Raw genomic sequence first — 15,435 nt, 5'->3', positions numbered from 1 at the left:
AGGGATTAATATTTCTGCAGCAAAGAACAGTACATTTAAAATAATTGATCTGGAAACGGGAATGGTAACTGACGAAGAAGTTCGGAGCGAATTTGGTGGTGTCTTAATCCCACCGGGAACCAGATTGAACAGAAAGTTAATTGAACAGTTAAAAGAAACTGATATTACTGAAATTCAAATAAAAACTGCAGCAGCAGTTGAGGCTGAAAAAGGTAAAAAAATAGTTGCTCACGAGAAGTACGAGCAGAACCTGGAAGATTTTTCTGAAGCCTATAAAAAAGCCTATTATATGAAAAAAGTTGATTTCAGAACTGTCAGAAGTTTGACCGAAGAAGCAATCGAAATCTCTCAATATCTCGGCCTGGAAGATATTCTGAAAATGACTCGTGATATTGACAGATATACTTATTCGCACTCACTACATGTTGGTATTTTAGCCAATAAATTTGGAAACTGGTTACATCTAAAAGAAAATAGAATCTATAATCTAACAACTGCTGCTCTGCTCCATGATATAGGCAAAAGCAGGATCAAAAAAGAAATTATAACCCGGCCGGATTCTTTAACTGATGAAGAATATGAGGAAGTTAAAAAACATTCGGAATATGGCTACAAACTGCTCAAAAAAAGCGGTCGTTTTTCTAAAAGTATCATGGCCGGTGTTTTAACTCATCACGAATGCTATCATGGTGGGGGTTATCCGCTGGGATTATCAGGTGAAGATATACCTTTATTTGGTCGAATAATTGCTATCTGTGATACCTTTGATGCCCTGACAACTGATCGCCCTTATCAGAATTCCGTTTCACCTTTTACAGCAGTTAAAATTATGGAAAAAGATTTTGATTCCTTTGATCACAGTCTAAAGATGCTTTTTATTGAAAAAATCCCCTATTCTTTAATAGGTGATCGGGTAATTTTGAGTGATAAACAACTGGCAAAAGTTGTATTTATTAATCCGGTTCATCCAGAGTCACCAATTGTAAAAATTGGCGATGATTATCTTGATTTAAACTGTGAGAGTGGATTATATGTTGAAAAACTGGTCAAAAATCTGGAGCAGGAAAAAAAAGTGAAGGAAGAAATTGAACAGAATTAAAGTTGAGGAGATTCTATGAATTTTTTATCTTTTTTACCAACCGGAATAATAATATTAAATATAATTTTTATCATTCTTTTAATCTTTTTTGAACGAAAGGATCCGACTGCAACCTGGGCCTGGCTTTTAATCCTGACTCTAACCCCGGTTTTAGGTTTTATCCTTTATCTCTTTTTAGGTTTAACTCCCAAAAAAAGAAAGCTTTTTCAGCGCAAACAGGAAGATGAATTAAAAAAATATGATAGAAAAATGATTACTGCCGAATTAAAGGCAAGAATAAATAACTTTGAGCATCTGGAACAGAGTATAATTAGACTGGCTTTTGAAAATGATCTCCCTGCAGGTATAGGCTGTAATCAGCTTGAAATTTATACCAGTGGCCGGGAGAAGTTTGACGATCTATTTGAGGATATAAAAAACGCTAAAGAATTTGTACATGCTAATTACTATATAATTAACGATGATCAGCTGGGAAACCAATTTATGCAGCTTTTAACCAAAAAGGCAGCCGAAGGTGTGGAAGTGAGATTACTTTATGATCGGATGGGTTGCAGAAATCTTTCGCGTTATGCAATTTTTGAACTTGAAGACGCTGGAGGAGAGGCAGTTTCTTTTGCCCCTTTTGTACTCGATATGAATTATCGTAATCATCGAAAAAATGTAGTTATTGATGGTCAAATTGGCTATCTTGGTGGGATAAATATAGGCGATGAATATCTGGGAGAAAGCTCCAGATTTGGTGACTGGCGAGATACTCATCTTCGTTTAAAGGGAGAAAGTGTTGACAGTCTTCAATACCGTTTTCTTCTGGATTGGGATTTTGCTACCGGACATGATCTGGTAGGAGAACAGAAATACTTTCCGGAAAAAGAATTTAAAGGTGATGTATCAGTCCAGGTTGTCAGCAGTGGACCTGACTCTAAGGAAGCAGAAATTAAATCATTATTTCTGAAAATGATCTATGAGGCAGAAGAGTCAATTTATATTCAAACACCTTATTTTATTCCGGATCAATCAGTGCTGGAAGCATTAAAACTTGCTGCTCGCTCTGGTGTTGACGTTAAAATTATGATTCCTTATCGGGGAGACCATCCCTTTGTTTATTCGGCCAATAACTCGTTTGTGGGTGAACTCCTGGATGTAGGAGCTCGCTGTTTTCGTTATACAAAAGGATTTCTGCACAGCAAGACAATCTGTATTGATAGCCGGGTACTCTCTATTGGAACTACCAATATGGATGTTCGTAGTTTTAAACTTAATTTTGAAATTAATGCTTTTATCTACGATCGTGATCGAGCTGAGTATCACAACCAAATTTTTAAAGATGATTTAGAAAACTCAGAAGAAATAACCAGAGAAGTATATGAAAACAGAGGCTGGACAATGAAACTGAGGGAATCTGTTTCCAGGCTTTTATCTCCAATTTTATAATCTGCAGCCACCGGGCATGCAACCAATTTTTTTCCGATAAATAGAAGCATTTGTGGATTTTTTAACTTTTAAAAGGTTTCTTTTTGCAGGAATATGAAAGATTTTGTAGAATAATATCTAATAACAACAATAATTATGGGCTGGGATGAATGAGATTTGAAAAATTGATTTTTGACCAGTAATACTGAATTTAGGAAGAGAAATGGGCTTAGGCCTGTTTTGAGCCTGAACCAACACTATTGAGTGTTGGTTTTTTCTATTTATTTACATTTTTTTCTATTAAACATACTAAATTGGGGGAGCTGGACATTAGTGAACAAATATGCAGCATTGAATCATGAATTAAGCAAGCTATACAAAAACATATCTGGAAAGGGGCCTAAATATTTAAAAACAGATGCGGTTGAAAATATATTAATCATAAAAATTAACTGGTATCCAGAAAAAATATTTAGTAATTTTACAACAAGTGATGGCCAAACTATCATTAAAAAAACATATAAACACATTTTTAGTAAATGGGGAGAAGAAGCAAAAGAAATTATTGAAGATGTTTTAAATTATAAGGTAACTGATTTTTATTATGATGAAAATATGGCGTTATCAGAAAACGAGAAAATTATAATTTTCTTATTAGATAAGGTAATAGAATAAAGAACTTTATCTAGTCAGAAAGGAGTAGCTGATGAATAGAGGTAAACGTTTACTTACAGGTGTAGAAGGATTAGATTTAATTTTAAATGGTGGCTTAATAGCAAACAAAACATATCTATTACGGGGTGGTCCGGGGACGGGAAAGACAACTCTTGGTATTCATTATCTGGTTGAAGGGGTTAAAAATGGCGAAAAATCAGCTTTAATTACTTTGACAGAGGACCAAAACAAATTAATTGATGATTTTAAAAGTAGAAATTTTAGTTTAGACAGGATAAGTTTTATTGACTTGAGTCCTTCTTCTAATTTGATTGAGAACAGTAAAAGTTATAATGTTTTTCCCGTGGAAGAAGTTGAAAAGAAACCTTTAATTAATCAGATAATTACCAGTTTAAATGAAATTAATGCAGATAGAGTTTATTTTGATGGTTTAAAACAGCTCAGATTTTTATCTAAAAATGAATATGAGTTTAGAAAATATATGTTATCAATGCTTCAGTTTGCTGCAGATAATAAAATAACCTTACTTGTATCTTCGGAAGCCAGCAAAAATGAGCCTGATGACGACCTGCAATTTTTATCTGATGGTGTTCTGAACTTAAATTTTGCTGATAAAAATAGGAGATATATTAATATTAGTAAATTTAGAGGCTCAGATTTTATTAAGGGCCAACATTCTTTTAAGATTAAAAAGAAGGGGCTAGAAGTTTACCCCAAATTAAGGCTGCAGAAAAACAAGACTGATTATCCAGGCGAAATTATTTCTTCTGGAATCTCGGAAGTAGATCAATTGCTTCATGGTGGTATAGAAAGTGGAACTACGACTGTAATATCAGGGGCCAGCGGGGTAGGGAAAACTACCTTTGGTGTTCAGTTTATGCAGTCAGCTGCCAAAACAGGGAAAAGATCAGTAATTTATACATTTGAAGAAGATGACAGAACACTTCTCAAAAGATCTGAATCTGTCAGTATTGAATTAGATAATTTGATAAGTAATAATAAACTGGAAATTATAAAAGTAGACCCCTTAGAATATACTCCGGGGGAATTTACTCAGTTTTTAATTAAAGAAGCAGAGGAAAATAATACCCGGAACATTATGCTGGATAGTGTTTCAGGATATAAGCTGTCTTTTGCCAGTTCTTCAGCAGGCAAAAATGAGCTGATAAGAAACTTACACTCTCTAACTAATTATTTAAATAATATTGGAATTACTGTTCTGTTAATTAACGAAATAGCCAATATCACAGGTGATTTTAAGGTGACAGAACTTGGTATCAGTTATTTAGCAGATAATATAATGTTCTTGCGTTATTTAGAATTTAATGGTGAGTTAAAAAAAGCAATTGGGGTTTTAAAAAAGCGATTAAGTGACTTTGAAAAACAGCTGCGCGAATTTCAGATCTGCAGCCAGGGAATCAAAGTTGGGAAACCGTTAACTGAGCTGCGGGGAATTTTAACTGGAAACCCTGAATTTATCAATAAAGAGCTTAAGGAAAGTTCAAAAAATGGACTTAAATAATCCTGGAGAACTAAATAAGATGTTTAAGAAATTTAAATTTAATAGAGTAAATAAAATACTGATTCTAAATAATAATAAGCAAAATATTATACTGCTAAAAAAATTTTTAAAAAAAGATTATCAGATTGAGATTTTTAATGATAAAGAACAGTTATTTTCTGAAGCTGGGGATTTGATCATTATAGATGAATATTATTATCAAAAGTTTAAAGATAAGCTGAGAAAATTAAAAGAAAGAAAAAACCCTATATTCTTACCTGTAATTCTATTGTCTAACTCAGTCAGAAACGAATTTTATTTTGAGAGTTCTGCTGATATATTTGATGATATTTTTGTACTGCCAATAAAAAAACAAATAATGAAATATCGAATAGATAATTTGTTAAAAATAAGGCACTTATCTTTGAAATCTGAATATAGATATTACGAACTTGCTGAAAAATCCCCTATCGGGATTTTTATTTTAAATCAGGGTAAAATAATTTATGCCAATCCAGCTTTTCTAAAGATACTAAAAATTAAATATGAGCAGCTTACCGGTAAAAATCTGATTTCTTTTATTCATAAAGAAGATAAAACACGAATAAAAAAAATGTTCAGAGAAAATAAGAATAGAGAGATTAAAAATGAAGAAGTTAGAGTTATGGATAATCACAATCAAATTAAATGGCTCAGCTTAAACTGCAGCCAGGTGAATTTTAATAATAAATTTTCGGTACTGATAACAGCCCAAAACATTACTGATAAAAAGCAAAATCAAAACAAAATAAAGTTTTTAAACTACCATGATAAGCTGACCGGATTATATAACCGGAATTATTTAGAGGAAGAGATAAAAAGATTGAATACTATTCGCCAGCTCCCTATTTCAGTGATTATGGGGGATGTTAATGGATTAAAATTAGTTAATGATGCTTTTGGACATCAAAAAGGTAATCAGCTTTTAAAATCAATAGCTGGAGTTTTTAAAAGTGCCTGTCGCTCCGAAGATATAATTGCCAGATGGGGTGGAGACGAATTTGTTATCTTATTACCCAGGACTTCGATTGGAGACGCCAGAAAAGTTTCGAACCGGATAAGAAAACTTTGTGCTGAAGCAGATAAAAATCCAATTAAATTGAGTATAGCACTTGGTGTTGCTCAGATAATAGATGAAGATCAGTCTTACGAAGAAGTCTTTAAAAAAGCTGAAGATAGGATGTATAGAAATAAAATTGCTGGCAGTGAAAGCACAAGCAACTCGATTATTTTGTCGCTGGAGAATACACTGCTGGAAAAGAGTCATGAAACAAAAGACCATGCAGAACGAATGAATAAATTAGTAATTAGATTTGCTGAGGAATTAGATCTTTCGACAAGCCAAATTGATAATCTAAAATTATTAAGCAGATTACATGATATAGGTAAAGTGTCTATTCCTGAAAAAATTTTAAAAAAGCCAGATAAATTAACTGAGCAAGAATTTAAAACTATTAAAAACCATCCGGAAAGTGGATACAGAATCGTTAAATCGATTCCGGAACTTGCATCTGTAGCCGAAGGGGTATTGTCGCATCATGAGCGCTGGGATGGCAAAGGTTACCCTCAGGGTTTAGCAGGAGAGGCTATCCCTTATACAGCAAGGATTATAGCAATTATAGATAGTTTCGATGTAATGACAAATCAGAGATCATATAAGTCTGCTGTATCTCAAAAGGGAGCTCTCTTTGAAATCGAAAGGTGCTCAGGTAGTCAGTTTGATCCCTATCTGGCAGAGAAATTTATAAAAATGATTCAAATTTAGATGGAAATGAATAAAAAATTTAATTTTTGGAGGTTTTAATGTTAAAAAAACAAAAAAATATGAAAAAAGATCTTATAGTTGAAGACGAGCTTTATTTATTGGCTTATTTTGATCAGTTAACTATGCTGCCAAATGAGAAATACTTTTATGAAGAATTAGTAAATAATATTGAAAATGAAGTGGGAAATGAAATTTATGCAGTTGCTTATTTAAAAATTAATGATTTAGAAAAACTGCATAATATATTAGGATTTGAAAAAATAAATAATTTTGTTAAATTATTGGCAGAGCAGGTACAGAAAATTAATAAAAATGCTGAGTTAATTTCTTTATATAGGGGAAATCAGTTTTTGATACTCTATAAACCTGATAATATTGATAATTTGAAAAAGAGATTAGCAAAAACATTAAAATATATTAAGGATTTTATAGCAGAAAATAATTATGATTATTTATTGAATATAAATTTAGGTGCTGCTATTTATCCAGAACATGGAAATACAGCTGCTAGTCTTTTAACAAAAGCACACAACGCAATGTATACAATAAAAGAGAATCGAAATACTTATCAGATTTATAATGAGAAAGTTTATTTTAAAAAAATTGAAAAAGAAGTATTGAAACATGATTTAAAGAATGCGATAGAAAATAATGATTTTTATTTAAAATATCAGCCGAAAGTACAGACTGTTGGTGAGAAAATAACTGCTTTAGAGGCATTAATTCGCTGGGAACATGAAGAAAAGGGCATTATCAGTCCAGCCAAATTTATACCTTTAGCGGAAAAAACAGGTTTAATAAAAAACATTGGGATATTTGTTTTAAAAGAAGCATTTGAAACTTTAAAGCTCTGGAAAGAAAAGGGACTGACAAATATCAAAATATGTATAAATATTTCTTTGAGCGAATTAAATGATCAAGAAATCATAAAAAACATTAAGTATATTGCTGATGCCTATTCAATCGACAATTCATTAATTGAATTTGAAATTACAGAAAGGTCTTTTACTGAGATTAAAAGAGAAACTCTAGATGAATTAAAAAATATGGGATTTTCTATTGCACTGGATGATTTTGGCACAGGATATTCATCTCTTAGTTTCCTTAATGAATTATCAATAGATGTTTTAAAACTTGATAAAAGCTTTATTGATAATATTACAGAAGAAAAGACAAAGATGTTAGTTAGAGGTATAATTGAAATTTCTCACAACTTAAATATTAAAGTGGTAGCTGAAGGAGCTGAAGTTAAAGAACAGTTAGAGATTCTAAAAGAATTAAACTGTGATTATATTCAGGGCTATTATTATTATAGACCGATGGCCAAAAATAAAATTGAGAAGTTATTAAATTAATTGGGGGAATTCGATGTTTTTCAAAAAAAGTTTTAAACTTAAATTAATGCTGGTTGTTTTTATTTTAATGCTTATACCGCTGGGAATATATACTTATGTTACACTCAGCAATAGTGTTAAAAACCAGACTGAGGCAGCTTTTAAAAGCAATCTAGAACTTGCACTTGGTTTTAAAAGTGAAATAGATAGAATCCTGGATTATGCAGAAGAACCGGTTGATATAGCTGCCAGGACTCAGATTTTAAGTTCTATGCAGACTGAAGAAATGCGAAATCTACTCTTAAAAACTGTTGAGTATAACAGTTATATTGATGGGATAGCAGTTTATAACAGTGGTAACGAAGAAATTTTTAGTGAAAATATTAAGGTGAAAAACGAAAATGATTTGATGGCCCAGGGAAAAGATTATTCAGATATTTTTATTAATGACCGCGGTGAAGCCGAGTTAATTTATCGAGTTCCAGTTAGAAGTGATGGCGAAAATTCAGGCATGATTTATGCTCAGATAAATTTAAGTGTTTTAAGCAGGATTTCTGATGATTCTAATCTGGGTGAAAACAGTTTTGCTTTTGTAGTTAATGATCAGGGGCAGGTGATTGGTCATCCAGATTCTGAGCTGGTTCAAAACAAAGAAAATTTGAGTAATATTTCTGTAGTTGCTGAGGTAATAAATGGAACCCAGGGAAGTGGAGAATATACATATCAGGGAGAAGACAAGTTTGCCTCTTTTACTCCAGTAGAAAGAACTGGATGGGGAGTTATTGTCCAGCTGCCTAGGGATCAGGTATTTACAGGTTTGATTGATCAGCTGATAGCAAGTTCGACTGTAATTATTATTTCGCTGGTGATAGCCTTGATTATTACTTATTTTGCTGCTGGTTATGTAACAAAGCCAATTTTAAATGCAGTTAACTTTGCTAAAAAAATTGCTGCTGGTAAATTAAATATTGAACAGCTACAGGTAAAATCTGCAGATGAAATTGGTGATTTAAGCAGAGCTCTTAATCTGATGCAGGACAATTTAAGGTCTACAATGACTGAAATTGATAGAATGTCACAGGATATCGCTTCTTCCAGTCAGGAACTTTCGGCTGCGGGAACCCAGCTCAGCCGTTCCGCTGAAGATGTTGGCTCCTCAGTACAGAATCTGGCCTCTGGTGCTGAAGAACAGACAGCTCAAATTACTGATATGAACCATAATATGGGAGAATTAAATGATCAAATAGAAGATGTGGAAAGTGCCGCATTTGAGATGGATCAGGCTTCAAAAATTGTGGATGAAAATATAGAACAGGGAAATAAAAAAGTTAACCTTACAATTACCAGAGTTAATGAAGTAAAGAGGGATTCTAATGAGGTGGCCAGCACAATTTCGGCTTTAGACAGACTATCAAAGCAGATTGGTGAGATTGTAGAGTTTATCGGAAATATTTCAGATCAAACAAATTTACTGGCACTTAATGCAGCCATTGAGGCTGCTCGCGCGGGAGAAGCTGGCAGAGGTTTTTCTGTGGTGGCTGATGAAATAAGAGAGCTTGCTGAAGAGTCTTCCGGGGCTACAGAGAGAATAACTAAAATTATTAATGAAATTCAGTCTGAAGTGGAAAAAGCAGTTTCTAGAATGGAAGAAAATGCGGAAACTGTAGAAGAAAGTGTTGATGCAATCAATAGTACTGAGGAAGTATTTGATCAAATAGAAGCAGCATCAGATCAATTTAGAACAATAGTTAAAAGGCTTAAAAGTAATGCTCAAAAAATGGCAGATAATAGTGAGTATCTAGAAAATTCAATGAGCGAGGTTGCTTCTGTAAGTGAAGAATTTGCTGCTAGCAGTCAGCAGGTTGCAGCAACCGGAGAAGAACAGCTAGCAGCTACTGAGGAAGTATCAAGCAGTGCAGAAAGGCTGGCTAAAATTGCTGAAAAACTGGAGGCTGATCTGGATCAGTTTGAGTTATAAAATTATTATTTATCTGGACAGAAAACAGGACTTTTTCGGCTGCTGAGAGATATACTTTGATTTTAACTTAAAACTTAATATATTTAACCGTCCTTTTCTGGGGCGGTTTTTCTTTATTAAAAATTACGGTTAAGACTAAAAAATTACAAATTAAAGAAATAAATACAGGAATTTAAAGGTCTATGAAGAATGAATATTATAAGTATTATCATTAAAATGATATTTCAGGGGTGAGTTTATGGATTCCATTATTAAATTTGAAAAAGATATAATAAATAGTTTATCTATAGGAATTATAGTAGCCAGTCAACAGGGAAAAATTATTTTTATTAATAAAGCTATTAGAGAGATGACCGGTTATAAAAGAACTGAGATCAAAACAATGGATGATTGGTATAAAAAAGCTTGTCCCGATCCAGAATATAGAAAGAAAGTAAAAGATTATTTTCAATATGATTCAGCAGATAATACCAGCGACAGAACATATAAGATAATAACTGCTGCTGGTGATCATAAATATTTTAATTTTCGTTATTCAAAATTAGAAAATGAAAAAATGCTTTTTGAGATTATAGATATTTCTCATCGAATAGCACAAAAAAGAGAGTTAGAAAACCAAAAATTAATTTTTGAAAATCTATTTACTAATTCACTTGAAGGAATTGTTTTATTAGATCAGAATCTAAAAGTACTTAATGCCAATAAAAAATTTGAAGAAATATTTGAAGTATCTAAGCCTGATATTCTTAATAAAAATATAAATAAAGTTGCTGTACCAAACATAGATGCGAATGTTTTAAAGCAAGCACAAGAAAAATTTAAGCATAACCAGGAGTGGGAAAGAGAAATTTCTTATACTGTTAATAATAAGATTAAATATTGTAATGTCCACGTTTTTGCGGTTGAAAATAAGAAGCATGGTGAGTTAATTTATGTCGCCCTGGATAATATAACAGAAAATAAAAAGAGAGAATTTGAGTTAAAGGAAGTTAAAGAAAGATTAGAGCTGGCTGTTGAGGGAGCCAATATCGGTGTCTGGGACTGGAATGTAGAAGAAGAATATATTCATTTCAATAAAAGCTGGGCTCAGATGCTGGGATATGAATATTCTAATCTGGGTAATGATCTTGATACCTGGTTGAAATTAGTCCACCCTGATGACAGGGACCAGGCTTTAAAAGACATAAGAGTTCATCTAAATGGTCAAAGCGAAGAATATTTTAATGAACACAGATTAAAAACTAAAAATGGCAACTGGAAGTGGATCAGAGATATCGGGAAAGTAACAGACAGAGATGAAAAAGGAAATGCTGTCCGAATTGTAGGAATCCATATTGATATAGATCAGGAAAAAAGAGCAGCAGAAGAAATCGAATATCTATCCAATCATGACGAACTGACAGGGCTTTATAATCGAAGATATTTTAATGAGGAATTAAAAAGACTGCATAATTCCAGGCAGTATCCAATCAGTATAATCATTGGCGATATGAATAAATTAAAAGATATTAATGATACTTATGGGCACAGTATGGGAGACAGGTATATTAAGAGAGCTGCTGAAGCTATTAAAAGAACTGTGCGAACCGAGGATGTTGTTGCCAGAATTGGTGGAGATGAATTTGCAGTCATTTTGCCAGAGACTGATTATTCGAAGGCAGATGATGTAGCAGAAAGAATTTTAGCAAGAATAGAAGAGGGAAATAAAATTGAAGATTTACCGGTACCGCTGACTATTGCTCTTGGTTATGAGACTACAGATTGCACCAATCAGAATCACAGCATTAAAAATATTAAGCGATGTTACAATAAAGCGGATCAGAGGATGTATGAGCAGAAATTTGCTGATAGATGTTGAAAATATTTTTGTCGAAAATAGTTACTTTATGACATAAAATAACTATTTAATTTTATATATCTATGTTATATAATTAACATAGGCTTGAATTTTAACTAAATATTGGGCAATATTATTGAAAAATAATGGCGCAAAGCTATGGGTCTAAGGAAATTGACATCTATGACTGCCAGGTTGCTTTTGATTTTTAAATATCAGAGTATCAAATAAATACTGGGCAATAAGTCTTTGGTATTTATTTTTTTATTTTAAAAGGAAAATTATTACTTTTATTAATAAAGATTACTGGTTAGTTATAGGTTTTATATAAATTAAAAGTGGAGAGTACAATTTATTAGCCGTATAATTTTATTTAATAAAAACATAAAAAGGGAGAGACAAAAATGTTTACAAGCCTAAAGGGAAAGATGACAATTATTATTGCTGTTATGATTTTAGTTTTGATGGTGGGGACTTCTATTGCATTTAATAATTTCATTAGCACTCTTATTCAGGATTCCACTGCTGACAGCTCTTTAAATAGTGCGGAGCAGAATGCTCAAATTATTTTTGAGTGGCTTTCTGGTTTAAAAGTTCAGATAGAGGATTTTGCGAATACAGAAAAAGTAAAATCTATGAACTGGTTAGAACAGACAGAATTTTTATCACAAATTAGCAATCCAAATATAGAATCAATTTTGATAGTTGATAAAACAGGAGAAGGTAACATTTTAAATGGGGGTACTATTAATATTTCTGACCGAGAATATTTTCGGGAAGTAATAAAAACAGAACAGCCAGCTATTTCTATACCGAGAAAAAGTAGAATTTCGGGAGATGAGGTCTTAGTTGTCGCAGCTCCCATTATTAATAACAATAAGCTGGCAGGAGTAATTGGAGGTACAGTAAAAAGCCAGTACTTACAGTCTTTAATTAAAAATATGGAGATTGATGGCTTTGGTTATGGCTGGATTATTGATCAGCAAAAACGTACAATTGCCCATCCGGATCAACAGTATATTGGTAATACAGATATTTTAACTGGCCAAACTGAGCTTCAAAATTTAACTGATAAAATGATAGAAGGGGGTTCTGGAACTGGAGAATATACATATAATGGAGTGGAAAAAGAATTAGCCTATGCCCCAGTTGGTCTCGAGGGTTGGGTCGTAGCTATGACTGCAGATGAGGACGATGTTTTAGCAGAATTAGTTACATCCCGAAATATGAGTATCTGGATTGCTGTAATTGCTTTAATTATCGGTATTATTATTAGCTATTTTATTGCCCGTTATATTGCCAACCCAATTCTTAAAGCGGCTGAGATGTCAGATAAAATTGCTGAAGGAAATTTGTCAGTTGCAGATATCAAAATAGCTAGAAAAGATGAAGTTGGAGTTCTGGCTTCCTCACTAAATAAAATGAAAGAGAATTTAAATGAAATAATAACTAAGGTTACAGCTATTGCTGAAAATCTTTCTGCCTCCAGTGAAGAATTATCTGCTTCCGGTGAGGAAGTGGCAACTGCAGCAGGTCAGGTTGGGCAATCGATTCAACAGGTTGCATCTGGAGCTGAAGAATAGTCAGCACAGGTAGAAGAAACCAGTGGTAAAATTAATGAGCTGATAGAACAGATAGAAAATGTTACATTGATGTCAGAAGATATGGAAAAACAGGCTGATAGAGTTATGAATAATATTAATGACGGTAATGATTCAATAGAAAACTCTGTCGATAGGATAGAAAATGTAAGAGGTAATACTAAAGAAGTAGCAAATACTATCAATAATTTAGGAGATCTGTCAAATAAAATTGGTGAGATAGTAGATTTAATTAACAATATAGCAGCTCAGACCAATCTTTTAGCTCTAAATGCTGCCATTGAGGCTGCTAGAGCAGGAGAAGCTGGTCGTGGATTTTCAGTTGTTGCAGATGAGATAAGGCAGCTGGCCGAAGAATCAGAGGATGCAACAAATCAGATTGGGGGACTGGTCAAAGAAATTCAGAGTGGAGTTGGTAAAGCTGTAAATAGAATGGATGCTACAGAGGAAGTAGTTAATGGCAGTGTCTCTGCAATCAGGAATACCGGTAAGGCATTTGAAGAAATTAATTCTGCAGCAGTACAATTAAGAGATTTAATTGAAAATATTAGTGAGAGGTCAGAAAAAGTAAGTGGAAATAGTAAAGATGTTGAAGCAACAATTAAAGAAATAGCTTCAGTCAGTGAAGAAGCAGCAAGCAATGCCGAAGAGGTAGCAGCTGCCAGTGAAGAACAGAGTGCCTCGACTGAAGAAATTGTAAGTGCATCCGAAGATTTAAGCAGAATGGCAGTTGAATTAACAGATTTAATCAATAAGTTTGAACTATGATAAATTTATTTCATCTTTACCACCCTTAACTTGAGTGATATAATTATAATTGAATATAATAAATCATAAAAAGGTTAAGGGTGGTAAAAGTGCTCTGTAACACACCGTGTTTTCTAAACGCGCTGGCATATAAAAGTGTGATTTTAAATGAAGATTTAGAAATAATTTTTATAAATGATGACTGGAAAGATTATATTTTAAAAAGTGAGAAAAATGTCGAGAATAACAGTATAGGATTAAACTATATTCAACTGATTAAACGACTAAATAAATCTGCTGCCGATTATTTTTCAGATATTGAATGCGGAATTAAAAATGTTATATTAAATGAAGAGGATAAGTTTGAATTAGAATATCCCGAGTATTCTCCTGCAGAAACAGCCTGGTTTAAGTTGATAGTTACTCCCTTTGCAGATGGCGCATTAATTATGCATGAAGATATTACTGATAGAAAAAATGCAGAAACTGCTTTAAAAATAAAAGAAGAACAGTATAAAACAATATTTAATAGTGCTCCTATCGGGATGCTGGTTGAAGATCCAGAAGGTAATATACTTGAAGTTAATGAAGCACTCTGCAATATGACCGGTTACAGTAAACAAGAATTAGAAGGAGATAATATTTTTAATCAGTTGGTTGGCCCAGAAAGAGTGGAAGAAGCAAAAAAAGACATTGAAATTATATTGAGTGGACAGGATTTAGAATTTAATCTTGATAATACTAATAAAAATGGGAAACATTATTATACCCATTTTAAAGAAACAAAAATTAATCTACCGGATAGTGGGACCGGTATTTTATCAATGCAGGTTGACTTAACAAGTTTGAGAATAAAGGAAAAAAAATTAGAGTTTTTAAGTTATCATGATCAGCTAACCGGGTTGTATAACAGAGCTTTTTTTGACCAGGAGCTGAAAAGGCTGGATGAGCAAGAACAGCTCCCCTTAAGCCTGGTGGTTATAGATGTAAATGGTTTAAAGATGATAAATGATGCGCACGGACATCTGACAGGAGATAAATTAATAAAAAAGGCAGCAGCTGTGCTTAAGTCAAGCTTGAGAGAGGATGATATTCTGGCCAGATTTGGTGGGGATGAGTTTGCTCTTATATTGCCTCAAACTCCGGAAAAGGATGCGGAGAAAATTATAAAAAGAATCAAAGAAAAAAGTGCGAAAGTAAAAATCAGAGACAAAAATCTTTCACTGGGTATTGGTTTTGCAACTAAAACTGAGATGAGTCAAGATATTGAAGAAATATTTAATAAAGCAGATGATAATATGTATAAAGATAAAATAAGTAAAAACAAAAACAGAGAAGAGTTTAAAAGATAGTAAAGATAATTAAAACAGTAAAAATAATATTAAATTATTAAAGCGGCTAAGTTCTTAAATTCTAAAGAGCTTAGCCGTTTATTATTTTAGATTTATA

General features: G+C 32.8%; 11 protein-coding genes and 1 riboswitch. All 11 genes read left to right on the top strand.

The genetic code is table 11. From position 1 onward, the window contains the following. Positions 1-61 precede the first annotated feature (61 nt). The 11 genes from DFR80_RS07605 (at position 62) to DFR80_RS07555 (ending at position 15,338) form a co-directional block, all read left to right on the top strand. Positions 62-1,099: an HD-GYP domain-containing protein gene (locus tag DFR80_RS07605; RefSeq protein ID WP_114489636.1), complete on the top strand. Its 1,038-nt coding sequence runs from the start codon at positions 62-64 to the stop codon at positions 1,097-1,099. Positions 1,100-1,114: 15 nt separating this feature from the next. Further along, on the top strand, positions 1,115-2,530 hold the full coding sequence (gene cls, locus DFR80_RS07600; RefSeq protein WP_114489635.1) for a cardiolipin synthase: 1,416 nt from the start codon (positions 1,115-1,117) through the stop codon (positions 2,528-2,530). Between the two features lie 312 nt (positions 2,531-2,842). After that, entirely contained in the window at positions 2,843-3,184 is a 342-nt protein-coding gene (locus DFR80_RS07595) for a Na-translocating system protein MpsC family protein (RefSeq protein WP_158537696.1), read from the top strand. A 31-nt stretch (positions 3,185-3,215) separates the two neighbouring features. Further along, positions 3,216-4,706: an ATPase domain-containing protein gene (locus DFR80_RS07590; RefSeq protein ID WP_076544090.1), complete on the top strand. Its 1,491-nt coding sequence runs from the start codon at positions 3,216-3,218 to the stop codon at positions 4,704-4,706. Between the two features lie 19 nt (positions 4,707-4,725). Then, on the top strand, positions 4,726-6,489 hold the full coding sequence (locus DFR80_RS07585; protein ID WP_158537695.1) for an HD domain-containing phosphohydrolase: 1,764 nt from the start codon (positions 4,726-4,728) through the stop codon (positions 6,487-6,489). A 38-nt stretch (positions 6,490-6,527) separates the two neighbouring features. Beyond that, positions 6,528-7,844 carry a bifunctional diguanylate cyclase/phosphodiesterase gene (locus DFR80_RS07580; RefSeq protein WP_114489632.1) on the top strand — a complete coding sequence of 439 codons (1,317 nt, stop codon included), beginning with the start codon at positions 6,528-6,530 and terminating at the stop codon, positions 7,842-7,844. A gap of 13 nt (positions 7,845-7,857) precedes the next feature. Continuing rightward, positions 7,858-9,801: a methyl-accepting chemotaxis protein gene (locus tag DFR80_RS07575; RefSeq protein WP_114489631.1), complete on the top strand. Its 1,944-nt coding sequence runs from the start codon at positions 7,858-7,860 to the stop codon at positions 9,799-9,801. A 238-nt stretch (positions 9,802-10,039) separates the two neighbouring features. Beyond that, positions 10,040-11,659 carry a sensor domain-containing diguanylate cyclase gene (locus tag DFR80_RS07570; protein WP_114489630.1) on the top strand — a complete coding sequence of 540 codons (1,620 nt, stop codon included), beginning with the start codon at positions 10,040-10,042 and terminating at the stop codon, positions 11,657-11,659. Between the two features lie 95 nt (positions 11,660-11,754). Continuing rightward, a riboswitch (cyclic di-GMP riboswitch) is annotated at positions 11,755-11,841 on the top strand. Positions 11,842-12,042: 201 nt separating this feature from the next. Beyond that, positions 12,043-13,221 (top strand): cache and HAMP domain-containing protein, encoded by a 1,179-nt coding sequence (locus tag DFR80_RS07565; RefSeq protein WP_076544093.1) that lies wholly within the window; start codon positions 12,043-12,045, stop codon positions 13,219-13,221. A gap of 69 nt (positions 13,222-13,290) precedes the next feature. Further along, positions 13,291-14,007 carry a methyl-accepting chemotaxis protein gene (locus DFR80_RS07560; protein WP_076544094.1) on the top strand — a complete coding sequence of 239 codons (717 nt, stop codon included), beginning with the start codon at positions 13,291-13,293 and terminating at the stop codon, positions 14,005-14,007. An 89-nt stretch (positions 14,008-14,096) separates the two neighbouring features. After that, positions 14,097-15,338, top strand: a complete 1,242-nt coding sequence (locus tag DFR80_RS07555; RefSeq protein WP_076544095.1) for a GGDEF domain-containing protein — start codon at positions 14,097-14,099, stop codon at positions 15,336-15,338. Positions 15,339-15,435: the final 97 nt, after the last annotated feature.

Origin of the sequence: Halanaerobium sp. ST460_2HS_T2 (genome assembly GCF_003337665.1) — a bacterium.
Classification (GTDB): Bacteria; Bacillota; Halanaerobiia; order Halanaerobiales; family Halanaerobiaceae; genus Halanaerobium; species Halanaerobium kushneri.
The sequence above is the reverse complement of the archived record's forward strand: the minus strand, read 5'-3'. Positions and strand labels throughout refer to the sequence as shown.